Raw genomic sequence first — 18,264 nt, 5'->3', positions numbered from 1 at the left:
TCGGTCGTGTGTCGTTGACACCTTTTCCGGGCGAACTTACGCTGACGCAAAACCAAGCGAGCGCTAGGCCAAAGCAGCTGGGTGCCCGCCGTACGCAGGGAGGTCATGGTGCGGCGACAGCACACGGTACGGCGGGGCGTGGCGGCGCTGGCGGCGGCTGGACTGCTGGCCGGGTGCGCGGCCGAGCAGCGCGCCGGCGGCACACAGGGCGGGGCCGCGCCGGGCGTCACGGCCACCACCGTCCGGATCGGCGGCGTGCTGACCAAGACCAGCGCCAGCGGCTACTCCACCAAGGACGCGGAGATCGGCGCCAAGGCCAGATTCGAGCGGGCCAACGCCGAAGGCGGCGTCCACGGGCGCACGATCGAGTTCCTCGGCGCGGAGGACGACGGCCAGGACGCGGCCAAGGGCGACGCCGCCGCCAAGAAGCTCGTGCAGAAGGACCAGGTGTTCGCGCTGGTGCCGGTGCACGCGCCGAACTTCGGCGGCGCCGCCTTCCTGGAGCAGCAGGGCGTGCCGTGGTTCGGCTGGGCGACCGGGCCGCAGTGGTGCGGCACCAAGACCGGGTTCGGCTACAACGGCTGCCTGGCCCCCAAGCAGGGCGCGGGCTCCCAGACGTGGTGGGGCAGGCAGATGGCCGACCTGCTCGGCGGCGCCGAAGGCAAGAGCGTGTACGTGCAGACCTCCGACTCCAGCGGCAGCAAGTACGGCGGGACGACCATCTCCCAGTCGTTCACCGCGGCCGGGTTCGAGCTCGCCGGGGTGAACTCTGGGCTGCCCGCCGCCGCACCACCGCCCGACTGGCTCCCGTACGTCAACAAGATCATGAGCTCGGACGGCGGGGAGCCGCCCGACGTCGTGGTCTCGGTGATCGCGGGCACCAAGTTCAACGTGGGCCTGTACTCGGCGCTGAAGCGGGCCGGCTACCAGGGCGTCCTCACCGACGCCACCAGCTACGACGCCGCCATCCTGAAGGACCAGGCCAGCGCGCAGGCGCTGGAGGGCGTGATCGCCGCGCCCATGTTCGAGCCGTTCGAGTCGGACGCCCCGCAGATCGCCCGGCTCAAGGCCGACGTCGAGAAGGTGGCGCCGGGCACCACGCTGACCCAGCACCTGGCCATCGGCTACTGGGCGGCCGACATCTTCCTCGACATGCTGACCAAGGCGGGCAAGGACCTGACCAGGGAGAAGTTCCTGGCCACCGGCAACGGCTCCTACGCCTACGACAATCCGGGCTTCGGCCGGATCCGCTACCCGAAGGACCACAGCGAGCCGAACGGCTGCGGCGCCCTGGTCAAGCTGGACGGCGGCGCCTTCCAGGTGGCCAGAAGCATGAAGTGCTTCGACAACGTGCCACTGCGATGATCGTCGGCTACGTCCTCAGCGGGCTCGTCACCGGTGCGATCTTCGCGATCATGGGGTCCGGCCTGACCCTGTCGTACGCGGCGACCGGGGTGTTCAACTTCGCCCACGGCGCCGTCGGATTCCTGACGGCGCTGGTGTTCTACCAGTGCAACGTGGCCCTCGGGCTGCCCGCCTGGCTGTCCGCGCTGATCGCCGTCGCCCTGTTCGCGCCGTCACTGGGATACCTGCTGCACAGGGCCATGTTCGCCGGACTCGCGCAGGCGGGGGAGACCGCGCAGATCGTCGGCACGATCGGGCTGACGATCGCACTGCCCGCCCTCGGCCTGCTCGTGGTGGACCTGCTGGGGCTGCCGAGCGCGGACGCCACCGCGCTGCCGCGCGGCATCGGCCCGCACCCGGCGCAGGGCATCGAACTGCTCGGCGCGCGTCTGGACACCGACCAGCTCATCACGTTCGCCTTCTCGGCGGTCACCGCCGTAGGGCTCTGGGCGTTCATGCGGCACACTCCCTACGGCCTGCGCATGCGGGCTTCGGTGGACCGGAGGCGCCTGGCCACGCTGCGCGGCGTGGACGTGGACGCCACCTCGGCCCTGGCCTGGACGCTCGGCTCCGGCCTGGCCGGGCTGGCCGGGGTGCTGGCCGTCTCGGTGGTCGGGCTCGACGCCACGGCCTACACGGTGCTGCTGTTCGCCTCGGCGACCGCGGCGGTGTTCGGGCGGCTGCGGTCGATCCCGTGGACGTTCGCCGCCGGGCTCGGGCTGGGCGTGGTGCAGAACCTGGTCGCCGGATACACCGACTTCCTGGAGGAGGTCACCGGGCTGCGGACGGCGGTGCCGGTCATCCTGCTGTTCGCCGGGCTCGTGCTGCTCAACAGGTCGCGGGAGCGGGTGGCGGGCAGCACGGCCGAGGACGCGCCACCGCCGGACCACCTGGCCGGGGTGCCGCTCTGGCGGCGGCGGCTGCCGTGGGTGGTGGGGCTGGTCGCGCTGCTGGTCTTCACCTTCGCCGGGTCGGAGTACTACGTGGGCGTCGCCGCGCAGGGGCTGGTGCTGGCGCTGATCTTCTGCTCGTTCGTGGTGGTCACCGGGATCGGCGGGATGGTGAACCTGGCGCAGGCGTCCTTCGCCGCGATGGCGGCGCTGACCTGCGGGTGGGCGTTCGCCTCCGGGCTGCCGTTCCTCCCGGCGATCCTGCTGGGGGTGCTGGCGGCCGGTGCGGTGGGGTTGCTGGTGGCGCTGCCCGCGCTCCGGCTGGGCGGGCGGGTGCTCACGCTGGCCACGCTCGCGCTGGCGCTCCTCGCCGACCAGGTGCTGTTCCAGGTGGACGCGTTCAGCAACGGCACGATCGGGTGGCCGCTGCCGGCACTCGGCTTCGGGTTCGCGGACACGTCCGATCCGCGGGTGCGGGTGGTGCTGCTGCTCGTGCTCATCGGGCTCGTCGGTCTTCTGGTGAAGAACCTCGAAAGATCGGCTTCTGGTAGGGCGATCCTGGCGGTCCGGTCCGCGCCTGCGGCAGCCGTCACCTCGGGGCTGTCCGCCCCGCGCACCAAGATCCTGCTCTTCGTGCTCGCCTCCGCGATCGCCGGGCTGGGCGGCGTGCTGTACGCGATCTCCAAGGGGTCGATCACGGCCACGGATCTGCCTGCCTTCTCCGGGTTCGTCTGGCTGGCCGTGGTGGTGCTGCAGGGCGTGCGGCGGATCGGCGGCGCGGTGCTCGGCGGGCTGATCGCCGTCATCTTTCCCGAGCTGCTCGGCACCTGGGACGTGTCGGCGCACGTGGGCGCCATCCTGTTCGGAGCGGGCGGGATGGTTCTCGCCAAGCACCCGGACGGTGTCCTGGCGCAGCTGGCCGAGGCCCGCCACCGCCGCCGCACGCGCGGGCTGGAACGCGAGCAGGCCGTGGCACTCCAGCGCGAGTCGGCGGATCTGGCAGCCGGCAGATCGCCCCGGGTGGAGGTCGGCGGGCAACCCGCGCCTGCGCCCGCCGACGTGGCGCTGTTCCGGCTGGAGAACGTCGTGGCCGGTTACGCCGACTGCACCGTGCTGCGCGGGGTGGACCTGGCCGTCCGGCCGGGCGAGGTGGTCGCGCTGCTCGGAGCCAACGGCGCGGGCAAGTCCACCACCTGCGCCGTCGCCGCCGGAGACCTTCCCGTCACCGCCGGGCGGGTGCTGCTCGACGGTGCCGACATCACGGCCTGGCCCGCCCACCGCAGGGCGCGGGCCGGCGTGCTGCTGGCCCCCGAGGGCCGCGGCGTGTTCCCCGGCCTGACCGTGGAGGAGAACCTGCGCACCTGGCTGACCGACCCGGGCCAGGTGTACGAGCGCCTGCCGCTGCTCGCCGAGCGCCGCGCCGTATCTGCGGGGGCGCTGTCTGGCGGCGAGCAGCAACTGCTCACCCTCGCTCCCGCGCTGGTCCGCCCGCCGCGGGTGCTCATCGCCGACGAGCCCTCACTCGGCCTCGCGCCACTGGTCGTCCGGCAGGTCTTCGAGATCTTCGCCGAGCTCCGGGAGCGCGGGGTGGCCCTGCTCCTGGTGGAGGAGAAGGCCACGGAAGCGCTGCGGATCGCCGACCGGGTGGCGTTCATGCGGCTCGGCCGGGTCACCTGGACCGGCCCGCGCGCCGAGGTGGACGGCGACCGCCTGACCGCCGCCTATCTGGGGGTGTCCTGATGCTGGCCGTACAGGACGTGTCCGTGACCTTCGGCGGGGTGAGCGCGCTGTCGGAGGTGTCGTTCGAGGTGCCCGGCGGCCAGGTCTGCGGGGTGATCGGGCCGAACGGCGCGGGCAAGACGACGCTGTTCGACGTGGTGACCGGGCTGCGCAGGCCGGACGCGGGCCGGGTGCGCGTGGGGGGCGAGGACGTGACGGGGGACTCCCCGGTGCGCCGGGCCAGACAGGGGGTGCGCCGTACGTTCCAGCGGCCGCAGGTGTTCGGCCGCCTGACCGTGGCCGACAACGTGCTGGCGGCGCTGGACTGGCATGGCGGCGGCGGTGGCCTGCTCGCCGACCTGGCCGGATGGCCTGCCCGGCGGCGCCTCGAACGCGAGCGCCGGGCCCGCGCGGCCGAGGTGCTGGAGCTCTGCGGGCTGGGCGGGCTGCGCGACGCCTACGCGGCCGCGCTGCCGATCGGCCAGCGCAGGCTGGTCGAGCTGGCCCGCGCCCTCGCCGACCGGCCGCGCCTGCTGCTGCTCGACGAGCCCACCTCCGGCCTGGACGCGGGCCAGACGTCCCGGCTGGCCGAGGTCGTCGCCGCGCTGGACACCACCGTGCTGCTGGTGGAGCACGACATGGGCTTCGTCATGGGCGTCTGCGACCGGCTCGTGGTCCTCGACCTCGGCAGGGTGATCGCCACGGGGCCACCGGAGCTGATCCGCGACGACCCCGCCGTCCGCGCCGCCTACCTGGGCTGACCGCCCAGCACCTCGAAGAGGCGGGCGCGGACCCTGGCCGCCTGCGCCGGCGCCGAGGAGACGGAGGTGGTCTCGGAGTCGCCCCGATAGCCGTGCCGTGCTCTGACGAGCGGTGCGTGAGCCCGGTCTCTGGACACCGAAGCCTGCCGGGCGGGACCGAGCCCGGGCTCACGTCATCCGGTCAGTCGGCGCAGATGGCGAAGACGCTGATGCCGACGTCGTTGTAGCCGATCTGGCGGCCGATCCCGATCCAGCCGCGCCCGTCATCGGTGGGGAAGGAGCCGACGAGGATCGCGCCGTTGCCGCGCGCCTCCGCGCCGCCGCCGAGCACCCTCTTGGTGCCCGGGCAGTAGAGGGTGCGGCGCTGGAAGTTGGGGACGTTGGCGTTGGGCAGGCTGACCAGCTGATAGCCGGATGGGAGAGCGGAGACGGCGGCCATCCGGGAGGTGGAGGTCACGTTGGCCGTCGCCGGTCCCGCCGCTGTCAAGCACGTGGTGGCTGTGAGGCCCGCGAGAGCGGCGAGGGTGATGCGGTTCAGCTTCATGGTGCTCCTTTGCTCGTCGCACCGGGCATGCGGCGGCCGGCCCTGAAAGGGGAAGGCTGTGATGCTGAGGGAACGCATGCCCGGGGCGACATGAGTGGTACACGTGCAGTATCCGGTCAACTACGGAGAGTGTCGATGGGAAATCCTGTTCGACTGACTTGAGGCGCCGGCCTCCGTGGGATGCTGGCCTGCTAACCAAGCGTGCGCTAGCTTGGGGAGGTGAACGTCGTTGGAGTCGACGGACCCGGCCGGGAGCGGTGGCCATGAGGTTCGGCGTCCCGCTCGGACTCATCCATCCGGCCGCGTGGAGGGACGTCGCGGTGGCCGCCGACGAGCTCGGCTACGAGTCCGTGTGGCTGCCCGAGCACCTCGTCTTCACCGCCGACCTGTCCCTCGCCACCTACCCCGGCTCTTCCGAGCCCGCCATCAAGCCGACCACGCCGCTCTTCGACGCGCCCGCCTACCTGTGCTACCTGGCCGCGCTCACCACCCGGATCAGGCTCGGCACCGCCGTGCACCTGCTGGCGCTGCGGCACCCGTTCGTGTCGGCTCGTGCCTTCGCCACACTCGACGCGGTCTCCTCCGGCAGGGCCGTCTGCGGCGTGGGCGCGGGATGGTATCGGGGAGAGTGGGACGCGGCCGGGGTGCCCTTCGACTCGCGCGGAGCGCGGCTCGACGAGACCATCGAGGTGGTCAGGCGACTGTGGAGCGAGCCTCTGGTCGAGCACTCGGGCACCTTCTACGCCTTCCCCGAGGTGGCGTTCGAGCCCAAGCCGGTCCAGCGCCGCCTGCCCATCCTGGCGGGCGGCGAATCGGGCGCCGCCCTGCGCAGGGCGGCCCGGCTGTGCGACGGGTGGATCAGCATGCCGCACACGCTGGAGTCGATCCGGCCCCAGCTGCGCCGGCTGGCGGCCTACGGCGGGGCCGGGTCCGTCACGGTGCACGCCTACGAGTCGGCCTCACCGGACGAGGTGGCGTCGTGGGCCGCGCTGGGGGTGGACCGGCTGATCGTCCGGCCCTGGACCCGCACCCGAGACGCGGTCGCCGCCCTCACCGCCTTCGCCGCCGACCACGACCTCACCGGTGCCGGCTAGGGCTGTTCCAGAAGTGGATCACATGGGTGATCCACTTCTGGGATGATCTATGGGTGGGTCGTGGTGATTTGACCGCCGCCGCGCAGTGGGCGGCCTGGGCCTGAGGTCACTTCGTGTAGCCCTGTCCCGCGCCCCTGCCCGGTACAGGCTTGCCAACCAGAGCGACGGGGATGAAGTAGAAGATCTGGCTGATCGCCAGGGTGAGCGTCCAGAGCGCTGTGTCGTCGTAGTGCGCGGCTGCCCTGGCGTGCAGTTCGTCAGGGACACGCTCCCCGAACGTGTTCGGGGACAGGACGGCCTCGGCGAGCTCCAGCGCGACCCGTTCAGTATCGGTGAAGTAGGGGGCGTCGCGCCAGGTGGCCACGGCGGTGATGCGTTCCTCGCTTTCCCCGTCCTTACGGAGGCTGTCGGTCTGCATGACGGTGAAGTATGTGCTGCCGACGAGCTGACCGATGCGCAGCTGCACCAGATCGATGGTGCTCTGCGGGATCGAGCCGTTCCCGATGGCCTTGACGGTGGCGCCGGGAACCGCTGCCAGCTCGGGGATGAGCTTGATGGGGTCGGGCATGCGTGACTGCAAGCGGTTCGGTTCGGTCGTCGTGGACATAGTCGTTTTCCCTTCTGGTTCTCCAGTGGTGTTCCACCAGTTCGACGACACAGCCGCCGAAAGTGTGAAGTGACGCGCCGACATCACATTCGGGCGCGCCGAATCGTCGGACTGGTGAGAGCAGACACGACCGAGGGAGCCGTCGGCACATGACCATGCATTCCGCGCCAGGACCCGACGAATTGAGTGCGATCGTGAGCGAGCGGCCTCAGCTGATCAATCTCGCGTACCGGCTGCTGGCTTCTGTGGCCGACGCCGAAGACGTCGTTCAAGAGACCTTTGCCCGCTGGTACGCCATGTCCCCGCGGCAGCGGGAGGCCATCGCCTCGCCCGGCGCCTGGATGACGACGGTCGCCAGCCGCATCTGCCTGGACCTGCTCGGTTCGGCGCGGGCCCGGCGGGAGCACTACGTGGGTGAATGGATCCCCGAGCCGCTGCCCGATCGGGCCGACGGCACCGCGGTGGACCCCGCCGATCGCATCACCCTCGACGAATCGGTCAGCATGGCCTTTCTCGTGGTGCTGGAGTCGATGACCCCGGCCGAACGCGTCACGCTCATCCTGCACGACGTCTTCCGCTTCACCTTCGTCGAAGTGGCCGGCATCGTCGGCCGGACGCCGCAGTCGTGTCGGAAGCTGGCCTCCTCCGCCCGCCGCCGCATCCAGGTTTCGCAGGCTCCCCTCACTTCGGCGGTGCGGCAGGCCGGCATCGTCGGGGAGTTCAAACGGGCATGGCAGGCCAAGGACATCGACGCCCTCATCGCCCTTCTCGACCCCGACATCACCGCGATCACCGACGGCGGCGGTCTGGCCAGCGCCGAACTGCTTCCCATGCACGGCGGCGAAAAGGTCGCCCGCGCCTGCCTCGACATCGCCGACCGGCTGGCGGGCCTCACGCTCCTGGAGCGAACGGTCAACGGCCAGCCCGGCCTGGTAGCCGAGCAGGACGGCGTCATCGTGACGGTGTACGCGTTCGAGATCACGGACGACCGGATCAAACACATCTGGGCGGTACGCAATCCCGACAAACTCCGCTCCTGGACGGGAGGGCCACAGACCTAGCCCAAGGTCCCAGGCCGCGTGCACCACATGGTCGGCGCATAGCGGGTAGCTAGGGGCTCGGGTGGACCGCCTGCCCCGGCGACGGACCGGCCGGATCAGTTCGCGGCGGGGGGCGCGGGTCGAACGCCCCGTCCGCCCGGTGGGGACTCATCTGGCGCACCGCCGCCGAGACCGACCTCATCCGCGCGTTCGCCCGGACCGCGGCCGACCTCGACGCCGCTGACCGCGGGACATCCGGGGAGGACGAGGGCGGCAGGCGGCTCTAGCACTTTCGGCCCCACAGGCGATGGGAAGGGCGGGATGTGCGTTCGAGGTCCTCGACGGCCCTGTGGGTCCTGCCGACAGGGCCGTTCGTGGTCGTTCAGGCGCGGTGGCGGCCTCTGCGCGAGCTCGGCGTGCGGGAGCCGCCGTGGCCGGGCGGCGCGGTGCGCTGGTGCGGCGGTGACGCGGTGGCGGGGGTGGCCCCGAACGCCGGAGGCCGGCCTTCGGGCTGCGGCGAGCCGGCCATGGCCATGGCCTGCGGGTCGGGGTGGGCGGATCTGGTCTGGGAGGACCGGTGGCGGCGGCCACGTAGCGGGGTGTCCTGCGCGAACGGCTCGACGAACTGCCTGTCGACAGCGGACGGGCGGTGGCGGCGGCCGCGCGGGGACTGCGTGACGAAGCCGGTCGGATCCTCCAGCGGGTGCTCGTGGCGGCGCCGCCGGCCGCAGTAGGCGCCGTAGGAGTGCTCGCGGCGGGTGGTGGAGGCCGTGGCGCCGCCGCGCGAGGACGCCGAGATCGGCGCGAACGCGTCGAACTCGCTCGCCGCTCCCGGGGTGCGGGAGAAGGGCTCGAACCCGCTGGTCGCCTGCCCCGCGTGGGTGAACGGCGTCGCCCGCGGATCGAGGGGGAACGGCTCGAACCCGGTCGTCGTCTGCCCGGGACGGGGGAGCGGCCGGGGGGCGCTCGACGGCAGCGGGGTGCGGGTGAAGGCGTCGAACTCGCTCGTCGCCTCCGGGATGACGATCGGCTCGAACGCCGGGAACGCGGCTGTGGCGGCGCGCTGCAGTGACTTGAGCGCGGTGACGGGCTCGGCGGCGTCCAGCAGCGGGCGGCGCGTGCCGGCCAGCTCGACGGTGCTCCGGCGCGGGGTGCGCTCGGCGGCTCGGCTGGGCGGGGCCTGCTTGCGACGGCGACGACGGTGAGAGGGGACGGCGGCGGGGGCCGGTGCTCCGGCGAGGGCCGGGCGCAGCCGCAGGCGCTTGGTCTTGGCGATCGCCAGCACCGCCAGGGTGGCCACCAGGGCGGAGGTGAGGATGGCGGGGGAGCCGAGGGCGGCGGAGGGCGGCGTGGCGGCGACGGCGTCCGTGATCACGGGGATGGGTCCGGTCGTCACCGCGCTGGTGTCGGCGGTGGAGTGCTTGGCGTGCTTGCCGGACTTCTTGGGAACCGCCGGGGACGTGGTCGTGCCGGACGTCGTGGCGGGGGCCTCGGCCTTGGACGAGGCGCTGGGAGCGGGAGCCTCGGCCTGCCGGGACTCCTTCTTGGGCGTGGTCTTCGGCGCCGTCAGCGGCACCTGCGCCTGCTCTTCCCGCTGGACGTACGGGATCTCCGCGCTGAGCTGCTCGGGCAGCTGGAGCGTGCCAACGTTGGGGCCGGTGACGGCGGGCTTCTCCTCGGCCTGGTGCCCCTCGCGACGGTTCGCCTTCTCGTCGAGCCGCTCCTTGATCTTCCACGGATAGCCGTAGCCGACGACCTTGCTGGTGTCGCGTTCCTTGCGCTTGGCGACGCCGCCGTCGATGTTCCCCTCGATGGTGAAGATCCTGCCGCCTTCGACCCTGGTCACGATGCCCACGTGGTCGATCCGGCCGATGCTGTTGGAGCCGCTCCAGTCGTAGAAGACGAAGGCGCCGGGCTGGGGCTCGGTCCCCCAGGCGTCCTGGCTCCTGAACCACTTCGCGTGCGCCACGGTCCAGGCGAACTGGCCCATCCACTCCTCGTAGCCGAGCTTGTGCGCGGCCCAGGAGAGGAGCATGTCGCACCAGGGAGCCGAGGTGTAGTCGGCGTCGAACTCCACGTTCTTGCCGTACCAGCTGCCGAACTTGGTGTAAGCGCCGGCCTTCTCGGCGTAGCCGAGCTCACTTTCGAGCAGCTCGATGAACTTCTTCATCTCAGGGGTCATGGAAGTGTGGGGGCAACCCTTCGGGCGAGTCCGGTTTCGTCCGAGCAGCCCGGGGTACCGGGGATAACCCGGGACACTTGGGACGAAACCGGAGACCTGTAGTCATCCGTGATGCAGGAGGCTACCGGTACGGGTCGGCAGGTCAAGCACGCGCCAAGGGAGCTTCACGCCGTCCCCATGTCGGAAGCCGCAGGTCAGAAGTATTACGGAAATATCACGACAAAGGTGATTCAACGCAGAAAAGATCTACGAAATCTCCGCCAATTTCTCTCTCCGCCGCCACGTTGAAGCGGAGAGTGACCGTGTCCGCGTCCGAATGGAATTCGGTAGAACGTGTTCTAAGATGCGGTCATGACCATCGAGACCGCCACCGGTGAGGCCCGGGTCGAGGCCCTGTGCGCCCTGGCCGAGCAGACCAGGGAACTGATGGAGGCCGTGGCGATGACCGGCGTCGCCGCAGAGGAGCTGGCCGCCGTCACCGCCGAGTTGCGGGCGCTGACCGACCGGCTCGACGCGGCCGGCCGTACCGCGCCGCATCCCTTCGAGATCGCCCCCGACGGCAGCGTGCGGACCCTGGGCAACGCCGTCATCGGCGCCGGGAACCCGTTCGCGTTCCCCCTCGTGGTCGAGCGGCTCGCCGAGGGAGGGGTGCGGGCGGCGGTGACGTTCCGGCCGTTGCACGAGGGGCCGCCCGGCGCGGTGCACGGCGGGATCAGCGCCATGGTGCTCGACCATCTCCTGGGCCAGGCCGCGGCCGCCGCGGGGTTCGCGGGCATGACGGCCACGCTGTCCATGTCCTACCGCGCGCCCGTGCCGTACGGCACCCCGGTGGTGGCGACGGCCCGGCACACCCGCGCGGAGGGCCGTAAGAGCTGGTCGGACGGCCGCCTCTCGCTGCCCGACGGCACCCTGCTGGTGGAGGCCACGGGGCTGTTCGTCACGCCGGCGGCGTGGGTGCGCGACAGCTCCGGCCGGGTCAGTAGCCCGCGCCCGTGAGCAGGCCGCCGTCGACCGTGAACTCGCTGCCCGTGCAGTAACTCGACCGGTCCGAGGCCAGGAACGCCACCACGTGCGAGACCTCGACCGGCTTGGCGAACCGTTTGATGACCATCGACTTCACGAAGGTCTCCGCGTCCACCTCGGCCATCAGGTCCGGGTCCATCACCATCGAGGTGTTGATCGCGCCCGGATGCACCGAGTTGACGCGGATCTTGAACCTGGCGAGCTCGCGGGCGGCCGACTTGGTGACGCCGCGGACGCCGAACTTGGAGGCGGCGTAGGCGGACAGGCCTTCGGCGCCGATGAAGCCCTCGATGGAGGAGATGTTCACGATCGAGCCGCCGCCGGCCGCCTTCATGGGCTCGATCACCGACTTGACGCCGAGCCAGGTGCCTCTGAGGTTGACGCCGACGATCCGGTCGAACTCCTCTAGCGACATATCGCTGATGCGCCGAAATTTCAGGATCCCGGCGTTGTTCACCAGGATGTTGAGCGCGCCGTACTGGCCGGTGGCCGTCGCGACCGCACGCTCCCACTCCTCAGGGCTGGTGACATCGTGGTGCACGTACGTCGCCCCGGTCTCCTCCGCAAGCGCCTTGCCCTCCTCGTCGAGCACGTCGCCGAACACCACCCGCGCCCCCTCCTGGAGGAACAGCCGCACGTGCGCCTCGCCCATGCCGCGCGCCCCACCGGTGACCAGCGCCACCTTCCCGTCAAGCAGTCCCACAACGCCCTCCCGCCGCCACGGCGACCGCCGCCGCCTCCATCGATCGGTACACGGGAATCCCCGCGGCCGCCATGATCGCCCCGATCTCGTCCTCGACTCCCGCGGGGGCGCACTCGCCGTTCCTGGTCACCAGCGTGACCCTGGTGGCGAGCTCACGCTGCGCCCGCGCGAGCTCGCGCGCGTACGCCAGCAGCGGCTCGGGCGCCGTCCCGTAGGTGAAGAAGCTCTGCACGTTCACGTGCGCGACCACATCACGGTACGGCCGGCCGCGCACGGCGACCCCGATCGCCTCGCGCACCAGGCCGGGCTTGCCGCGAGGTCCCACGGGGACCTCCAGCGGGTTGCCGGAGGTGTGGATGCCGAGCCCGGCCAGCTCGCCGGGCACCGCGTCCGGCAGGGGGTCCAGCGCCACCCCCGCCCGGGCGAACGCGTCGGCGGCGAGCACGCCCGCCCCGCCGCTCGGCCCGATCACCAGCGTCCCGTCGCCCGCCGCCGCCCGTGAGCCGTGCGCCTGGAAGTACGCCAGCACCCCGATCAGCTCGTCCTGGCTGCTCACCAGCGCGACGCCGGCCTGGTCGGCCACCGCCTCCCAGATCCGCGACTCGCCCACCAGCCCGCCGGTGTGCGAGGCCGCGGCCCGTTGCCCCTGCTCGGTCCGGCCGCCGACCAGCAGCGCCACGGGCACGCGGGCAGCGGCCAGCGCCTCGTACAGCGCCCGGCCGTCCCGCGGGTCCTCCAGGTAGAGCCCCACGGCGCTCGTCTGCCGGTCCTGCGACAACCACCGGAGCAGCTCGGCCGGGGTGACGTCGATGGCGTTCCCCACGGTCGCCACCCGGCTGAAGGCGAGCCCGCGCCGCTCCCCGACCTTGATCACCTCTCCGGCCAGCCCGCCGCTCTGCGAGATCAGCGCGACCGTCCCGGCCGGCCCCAGCCCGCCGCCGACGAAGGTCTGCCGCCCGCGCGGGCAGTAGACGCCCATGCAGTTCGGCCCGAGCAGCCGCGTCCCCGCCGCCCGCGCGGCGGCGAGCAGCGCGCCTTCCAGCTCCGGCCGCCCCATCTCGCCGAAGCCGCCGCTCATCACCTGCACGTACGCCACCCCGGCGGCCTGCCGCACCACCTCGGCGCACCGTTCGGCGGGCACGGCCACGAGCGCGTAGTCGACGTTCGCCTCGGCCAGCGACGGCACGGCGGGCACCCCGGCGATCTCGCTCGCCTCCGGATGCACCGCCACCAGCGGGATGCCGGCGGCCTTGTAGAACTCCAGGAACATGTTGCCGAAGTTCGGCCTGGTCGTGGACGCGCCGACGACGGCCACCGCCGCCGGCTCGAAGAGTGCCCCGAATCCGACGCCCTCCCGGGACGGGGCGGCGTCCGCGGTGTGGGCCGGGAGGTAGCGGGCGTCCACCGCTGTGACGCCCGACGCGGTGGCGATGACCGGGTTCAGCTCGAACTCGCCCAGCTCCAGGCGCTCCCACAGCCCGCCGGGCCCGCCGATCGCCATCAGCAGCGCGACGACCGCCTCCAGATCCACGGGCTGCGCGCCCCGGTGGCCGTTCAGCAGCGCGGCGCCGCGCAGGGACGCCAGCATGCGTCTCGCGTCAGGCTCCGACACCGGGCACAGGCGCAGCGCCGTGTCGCGCAGCACCTCCGCCAGCACCCCGCCCAGTCCGGCGAGCAGCACCGGCCCGAACCCCGGATCGCGCACCAGCCCGACGATCAGCTCGACGCCCGGGCTCGCCTGCTCCTCGACCAGGAAGCCGTCGGCGGCGAGCCCCTGCGCTTCCAGCCGGGTGGCCATCTCGGCGGCGGCGTCGGGCACCTGCTCCCTGCCGAGGCCGAGCACCACCGCCCCCACGTCCGACTTGTGCACCAGCCCCGGCCCGAACGCCTTGAGCACCAGCGGCTCCGCCAACTCCGCCACAGGTCCGAAGGCAGGGGCGCCGCACGACACCACGACTCCGCGCGGCACCCGTATGCCGGCCTCCCGCAGCAGTGCCTTGACCTCGTGCTCGGCCACCACCGGCCGGAGCTCCGCGAGTCCGCTCATCCGAGCAGGTGGCCGTGCTGCTCGCGGATCTCCCGGCGCAGCAGCTTGCCGGGGCCGCCGGAGGCGTCCTCGAAGTGCGGCAGCGCGTCCACGACCACGATCCGGTCGGGCTGCCGGTGCGATGGGAGGGTGTCGGCCAGGGCGAGCGCCAGCTTGGCGGCGTCCAGGGTGTGCCCGGCGCGCGCCACCACCGCCAGCAGGATGCGCTGCTCGGCCGCCTCCTGGCCCTCGACGTGCGCGGGGACCCCGACGGCGCCGGCCTCGGCGACCCCGTCCAGGGAGCTGACCGCGTCCTCGATCTCCGCCGGCTGCGTCCAGGCGCCGCCCTTGAGTATGGCGTCCTCGCGCCGCCCGAGCACCCGCAGTACGCCGTCCGCGGAGACCGTGCCGAGGTCGCCGCCGACGTACCACTCGCCGCGCAGCACCTGCGCGGTCCTGTCCGGCAGCCCGTCGTAGCCGGCCATCCGGTGCGGCCCCGCCAGGTTGATCTCGCCTGCCTCGCCGGTGACCCGGGCGCCCGCCGGGTCCGTCACCCGGACCGCGTTGCCGGTGCGGGCGCGGCCGGACGAGCCGAGCGGGGTGGAGCCGTCGTCCACCCGCCCCATGCAGGTGTAGGGGGCCTCGGTCTGGCCGTAGTAGGCGTAGACGGCCGCGTCCGGCAGGCGCTGCCTGATCCGTTCCAGCATGGTCGGCGTGAGCGGCTCGCCGCCCAGCATGATGACCCTGATGGAGGACAGGTCCACGCCGGTGTGGTCGGCGGAGCCGAGCAGTGCCGCGTAGAACGACGGGATCTGCGACACGTGCGTGACCCGCTCCCTGGGCACGACCTTGAGGAAGTTGGCCGGGCCCCAGTCCTGCTCCAGGACGAGCCGCATCCCGGCGTACAGGGCGGGGCCGACGATGGCGGGGAACCCGATGCCCCAGATGATGGCGCCGGTGCCGAACACCGACTCGGCCGAGCGGGGCACGTCGAGCCAGATCTGGGCCGTCGCCAGGCAGGAGGCGTGCGTGTGGACGACCGCCTTGGGCAGGCCGGTGGTGCCCGAGGTGTAGTAGAGGGCGAGCGGGTCGTCGTGGAAGCCGCCCAGGGGCGGCTCTTCCTCCGAGGCCGTCGCGGCCAGGGCGTCGAGGTCGATCGCGTCCGCGCCGGGGCCGCCCACCTTGATCCAGGTGGTCACGTCCGGCAACGACGGCCTGATCTCGGCCACCGCCTGCTCGACCGTGGAGTCGTACACGAAGGCGGTGCACCGCGAGTGCTCGACGACGGCGCGCAGCGTGTCCGCGGGCCAGTAGGGGTTCAGCGCCGCGGTGATCGCGCCCAGCTTGGCCTGCGCCAGGTAGACCTCGGCCACGCGCAGGGTCTCGTTCAGCAGCGCGGCGACCCGCCGGCCGGGGGTGACGCCCGCGGCGAGCAGCGCGTGCGCGCGCCGGTTGACGATCCGGTCGAGCTCGCCGTAGCTGAAGCTCCGCTCGCCGCAGTAGGTGAGGGCCACCTGGTCGGGCGTGCGCATCGCGCCGGCGGTCAGGATCGCGTGCCCGTAGTTGCCGTAAGGTGATCGCGCCATGGGGGTGCCTCCAGGTCAGAGGGGCGAATAGAGCACGAAGACGTTTCCTGAGGGGTCGCGCAGCACGGCGCGCGTCTCATGCGGCCCGCTCTCGGGCGCGCGCACCACTTCGGCGCCCCGCGCCGCCATGTCCCGTACGGCCAGCGCCACGTCGTCCACCTTGTACGAGGGCGCGGCCGAGGTGGTGACGTGCTCGGCGGGCCCGGCCAGCGCCACCGTCACCCCGCCCGCGTCCAGCGCGGCGAACCTGTCGCCGTCGCGGAACTTCACCGGCAGCCCGTAGAAGGCGATGGCCTGGTCCAGGTCGGTGACGGGGATCAGCACGTTGCCGAGCCTCACAGGGGCCTCCAGTGCGGTAGGTCGTCGACGAACGTCACCCGCACCGGCATTCCGATGCGGACCTGCTCCGGCGGGCACCCCACGACGTGCCCGAACGCGCGCACGCCCTCGGGCAGGTCCACCCAGGCGGGCACGTACGGCTCGCGCCCCCGGTAGGCGGGCGCGAAGGAGCGGTGCACCACGGTGAACGTGTGCACCACGCCCCGGCCGGACACCGGCTCGAAGACCAGCTCGCCACCGCCGCACCACGGGCAGCTCGCCTCCGGGAGGTGGACCCGGCGCGCGCAGGAGGTGCAGCGCTGGACGAGCAGCTCGCCGCGCCTGCAGGCGGCCCAGTAGGCCGAGGTGTCACCGCTCATCGATTGCCAAGCTAGCGCACGCTTGGTTGCCCGACAAGCGCCTTGCCGACAGGGCGGACGGCGGCGCTCCGAAGATCAGGGAGATGGGTCGGGCGCCGCCGGGGAGGTCCTCGCCGAAGTGGCCCCCGGGGCCACCGCGGAGGTCCTCGCCGTACTCGCGTCAGGCGTGGGGTCGGGAGGCGGTTGCCGAGTGGGGGCGGTGAAGGGGGCCTGCGACGGGGGCGGGGTTTCGGTGGGGCTCTGGGCGGGGGTGGCCTGGCGGGTGGCGCAGGCCGGACCGTCCACGACCACCTCGCTGATCTGGGGTCCGTTGGCCGCGGCCGGATCCGTCATCGCCACGATGGCGAAGTAGGCCCGCGTCCCGCACGCCACCGCGCCCAGGTCGCGCCGCACCCCGCTGGTGTAGTCGGTCCTGCCGGTGAGGGTGCGCGTCTCACGCGCCACCTCGCGGGCCGGTCCGTCGCCGTCACGCCGCATGTACGTGATGCTCAGCCGGACCCGTCCTGGACCGTCGGCCGTGACGCGCACCGAGCCGTCGGAGCCGTTCCAGGACAGGATGCCCGCCGCGCGTACAGCGGGGGGCGGCGCCCCGGCGGTTCGCCGTCCGGTCGGCAGGGCGGCGGTCGGCGCGGTGGTGGGGGCGGTGGTGGGCGCGGTGCTCGGCGCGGTGGTCGGCGCGGTGGTCGGCGCGGTGGTCGGCGCGGTGGTCGGCCTTGTGGCCGTCGCCGGAGGTGTGGCCGTGGGGCGGCGGCCGGTGGGAGCGGTGGCGGGTCCGGTCGAGTCGGAGCCGGTGGGATCGGGTCCGGCGGAATCCGGCGCGGTGGAGTCGGGAGGGCCGGAGTCGGGGTCCAGTGCGCTGGGCGTCTCCGGCGGCGGCAGCAGCACCGTCGCAGGCCCCGGCGGCGGCCGTCCGCCCGACATCAGCAGGCTGGCGGCCAGGGCGGCGACCGTGGCCCCCGCGACCCACAGGTACGGCGGCCACCTGGGCACCCTCAGCAACAGGTGGCGTACGCGGGTCGCCGCCGGGCCCGGCCCGGCCGCTCGCGCGGGGTCCGGCCTGGCCAGCGGGAAGCGCAGGGCGAGCAGCGTGGCGAGCTCGGCCAGCTGCCGCCGGCCGCGCTGCTCCCACCCGGCCCCGTACCCGGCCTCGGCATCCCGCTCCAGCTCGGCGGCGAACTGCCGGGCCGAGGCGTACCTGAGCGCCGGATCCTTGGCCAGCCCGCGCCTGAGCAGGCCGCGCAGCGGGTCCGGGACGATCTCCAGCGGCACCGGTTCCACCAGGTGCCTGTCGCGCAGCGCCGGGACGTCCTCGGCCCGATAGGGAGGGCGCCCGCGGACGGACTCGAACAGCAGGCAGGCCGCCGCGTACAGGTCCGCGGGCGGCCCCGCCGCGCCCAGCGTCCACAGCTCCGGCGACATGTACGGCGGGCTGCCCGCGGGCACGCCGGGCTCCTCGGCGTGCACCACGATCCCGAAGTCCGACAGCTTGCTCGCGCCGTCCGCCTGGACGAGCACGTTCTCCGGTTTGATGTCGCGGTGGGCCACGGCCCTGTCGTGCGCGGCGGCCAGGGCGGTCAGGGTCGTCTTGAGTACCGCGAGCCCGGCCTCGGGGGCGACCTGGCCGTGCTCGGCCAGGATGGTGCGCAGCGACACCCCGTCGACCAGCTCCATGACCACGGCCGCGCGGGAGGCGGTCTCGACGTACTCGTAGAGCCTGACCGCGTTCGGGTCGTCGATCTCGACCAGGGCGGCGGCGTCCTCGCGGTAGCGGCGCATGAACTCGGCGTCCCTGCGCAGGGTGGCGTTGAGGTACTTGACTGCCACGTAGGCGCCGGTGGCCTGGTAGGTGGCGAGGAACACGCGGCCGGTGCGGCCCTCGCCGAGCTGGCGTACATCGCGGTAACCAGGGACCAACTCCAACCCCCCGTTGCAGGCGCGTCTTGGGTTCGACGGTCTCACTCGGGGTTCCGGTTGTCACGACTGCGGA

The 18,264-nt window shown here is 72.7% G+C and carries 16 protein-coding genes; 6 read left to right on the top strand and 10 right to left on the bottom strand.

The genetic code is table 11. The features are described from left to right. The first annotated feature begins 81 nt into the window (after nucleotides 1-81). The 3 genes from V5E28_RS29070 to V5E28_RS29060 are packed head-to-tail and all read left to right on the top strand — an operon-like array spanning nucleotide 82 to nucleotide 4,774. Entirely contained in the window at nucleotides 82-1,365 is a 1,284-nt protein-coding gene (locus tag V5E28_RS29070) for an ABC transporter substrate-binding protein (protein ID WP_336211412.1), read from the top strand. Continuing rightward, a complete protein-coding gene (locus V5E28_RS29065) occupies nucleotides 1,362-4,034 on the top strand; it encodes an ABC transporter permease subunit (RefSeq protein ID WP_336211409.1) in 2,673 nt (890 codons plus the stop codon). The genes V5E28_RS29070 and V5E28_RS29065 overlap by 4 nt, the downstream gene beginning before the upstream one ends. After that, nucleotides 4,034-4,774, top strand: coding sequence for an ABC transporter ATP-binding protein (locus V5E28_RS29060; protein ID WP_336211407.1), 741 nt, complete (start codon nucleotides 4,034-4,036; stop codon nucleotides 4,772-4,774). Before V5E28_RS29065 ends, V5E28_RS29060 begins: the two co-directional genes overlap by 1 nt. Here V5E28_RS29060 and V5E28_RS29055 read toward each other — a convergent pair. Both V5E28_RS29055 and V5E28_RS29050 read right to left on the bottom strand, forming a co-directional pair. Further along, a complete protein-coding gene (locus V5E28_RS29055; RefSeq protein ID WP_336211405.1) occupies nucleotides 4,762-4,911 on the bottom strand; it encodes a hypothetical protein in 150 nt (49 codons plus the stop codon). The genes V5E28_RS29060 and V5E28_RS29055 overlap by 13 nt on opposite strands. Nucleotides 4,912-4,955: 44 nt before the next feature. Beyond that, nucleotides 4,956-5,318 (bottom strand): hypothetical protein, encoded by a 363-nt coding sequence (locus tag V5E28_RS29050; RefSeq protein WP_336211403.1) that lies wholly within the window; start codon nucleotides 5,316-5,318, stop codon nucleotides 4,956-4,958. Between the two features lie 263 nt (nucleotides 5,319-5,581). On the opposite strand from V5E28_RS29050, the gene V5E28_RS29045 reads away from it, so the two are divergent. Further along, the gene (locus V5E28_RS29045; protein WP_336211400.1) at nucleotides 5,582-6,412 is read left to right on the top strand and encodes a TIGR03619 family F420-dependent LLM class oxidoreductase; all 831 of its coding nucleotides are present in this window, start codon (nucleotides 5,582-5,584) and stop codon (nucleotides 6,410-6,412) included. 106 nt (nucleotides 6,413-6,518) lie between these two features. Here V5E28_RS29045 and V5E28_RS29040 read toward each other — a convergent pair whose 3' ends face one another. Beyond that, nucleotides 6,519-6,980, bottom strand: coding sequence for a carboxymuconolactone decarboxylase family protein (locus V5E28_RS29040; protein WP_336211397.1), 462 nt, complete (start codon nucleotides 6,978-6,980; stop codon nucleotides 6,519-6,521). Nucleotides 6,981-7,213: 233 nt separating this feature from the next. Here V5E28_RS29040 and sigJ point away from each other — a divergent pair, with 233 nt between their 5' ends. Further along, nucleotides 7,214-8,080 (top strand): RNA polymerase sigma factor SigJ, encoded by an 867-nt coding sequence (sigJ, locus tag V5E28_RS29035; protein WP_336211394.1) that lies wholly within the window; start codon nucleotides 7,214-7,216, stop codon nucleotides 8,078-8,080. Between the two features lie 361 nt (nucleotides 8,081-8,441). Here the strand turns inward: sigJ and V5E28_RS29030 are convergent, their stop codons facing one another. Beyond that, a complete protein-coding gene (locus V5E28_RS29030) occupies nucleotides 8,442-10,229 on the bottom strand; it encodes a CHAP domain-containing protein (protein WP_336211392.1) in 1,788 nt (595 codons plus the stop codon). A gap of 363 nt (nucleotides 10,230-10,592) precedes the next feature. On the opposite strand from V5E28_RS29030, the gene V5E28_RS29025 reads away from it, so the two are divergent. Further along, the gene (locus V5E28_RS29025) at nucleotides 10,593-11,237 is read left to right on the top strand and encodes a PaaI family thioesterase (RefSeq protein ID WP_336211389.1); all 645 of its coding nucleotides are present in this window, start codon (nucleotides 10,593-10,595) and stop codon (nucleotides 11,235-11,237) included. On the opposite strand, the gene V5E28_RS29020 is transcribed toward V5E28_RS29025, so the two are convergent. The 6 genes from V5E28_RS29020 to V5E28_RS28995 form a co-directional block, all read right to left on the bottom strand. Then, entirely contained in the window at nucleotides 11,218-11,967 is a 750-nt protein-coding gene (locus V5E28_RS29020) for a glucose 1-dehydrogenase (RefSeq protein ID WP_336211387.1), read from the bottom strand. The genes V5E28_RS29025 and V5E28_RS29020 overlap by 20 nt on opposite strands. Continuing rightward, the gene (locus V5E28_RS29015) at nucleotides 11,954-14,014 is read right to left on the bottom strand and encodes an acetate--CoA ligase family protein (RefSeq protein WP_336211384.1); all 2,061 of its coding nucleotides are present in this window, start codon (nucleotides 14,012-14,014) and stop codon (nucleotides 11,954-11,956) included. The genes V5E28_RS29020 and V5E28_RS29015 overlap by 14 nt, the downstream gene beginning before the upstream one ends. Continuing rightward, nucleotides 14,011-15,579: a class I adenylate-forming enzyme family protein gene (locus V5E28_RS29010; RefSeq protein WP_336211381.1), complete on the bottom strand. Its 1,569-nt coding sequence runs from the start codon at nucleotides 15,577-15,579 to the stop codon at nucleotides 14,011-14,013. Before V5E28_RS29010 ends, V5E28_RS29015 begins: the two co-directional genes overlap by 4 nt. A gap of 15 nt (nucleotides 15,580-15,594) precedes the next feature. Next, the gene (locus V5E28_RS29005) at nucleotides 15,595-15,918 is read right to left on the bottom strand and encodes a VOC family protein (RefSeq protein ID WP_336211379.1); all 324 of its coding nucleotides are present in this window, start codon (nucleotides 15,916-15,918) and stop codon (nucleotides 15,595-15,597) included. After that, nucleotides 15,915-16,277 (bottom strand): Zn-ribbon domain-containing OB-fold protein, encoded by a 363-nt coding sequence (locus V5E28_RS29000; RefSeq protein WP_336211377.1) that lies wholly within the window; start codon nucleotides 16,275-16,277, stop codon nucleotides 15,915-15,917. Before V5E28_RS29000 ends, V5E28_RS29005 begins: the two co-directional genes overlap by 4 nt. Nucleotides 16,278-16,352: 75 nt before the next feature. After that, nucleotides 16,353-18,197 (bottom strand): protein kinase domain-containing protein, encoded by a 1,845-nt coding sequence (locus V5E28_RS28995; RefSeq protein ID WP_336211375.1) that lies wholly within the window; start codon nucleotides 18,195-18,197, stop codon nucleotides 16,353-16,355. Nucleotides 18,198-18,264 lie beyond the last annotated feature (67 nt).

The sequence above is a fragment of the Nonomuraea sp. LPB2021202275-12-8 genome (assembly GCF_037044575.1).
Lineage (GTDB): Bacteria > Actinomycetota > Actinomycetes > Streptosporangiales > Streptosporangiaceae > Nonomuraea.
This window is presented reverse-complemented; position numbering and strand designations above follow the sequence as displayed.